Genomic DNA, 403 nt, shown 5'->3' with positions numbered 1-403 from the left:
TTAACTTCCGTGTTCGGGATGGGAACGGGTGTGACCCCTCCGCCATTGCCACCAGATCAGTTTGTAATTGTTGAGGTTCGTCCGGTTCATCACCGGAATCAAAAGTTTACTACACCGAGTTGAGCTTTTCAACCGGTAAGTTCCTCCAGTCCCTCAAAATCAAACAGTTGTGTTGCGCTGCGTGCTAACCATTCCGTCCGGACCTGTCCCATCGGGCTGCCTGCGAGATGACTCGCCTGCACCCTGTTGGGAGGTCTCCGTCCGGTTCGACCTCGACATCTCACTGCGTAGAAGGGACATCCCTTCACTAGAAAAACTAGCAAGGTTCACCCTCTACCGTGACGAGTCTCCATAGAAAGGAGGTGATCCAGCCGCACCTTCCGATACGGCTACCTTGTTACGA

The 403-nt window shown here is 53.3% G+C and carries 1 rRNA gene; it reads right to left on the bottom strand.

Going from position 1 to position 403, the window contains the following annotated elements:
- Window positions 1-56 (bottom strand): 5S ribosomal RNA (gene rrf / locus H1S01_RS20895); the annotation flags it as partial.
- Window positions 57-403 lie beyond the last annotated feature (347 nt).

Source organism: Heliobacterium chlorum (assembly GCF_014502795.1).
GTDB classification, from domain to species: domain Bacteria; phylum Bacillota; class Desulfitobacteriia; order Heliobacteriales; family Heliobacteriaceae; genus Heliobacterium; species Heliobacterium chlorum.
This window is presented reverse-complemented; position numbering and strand designations above follow the sequence as displayed.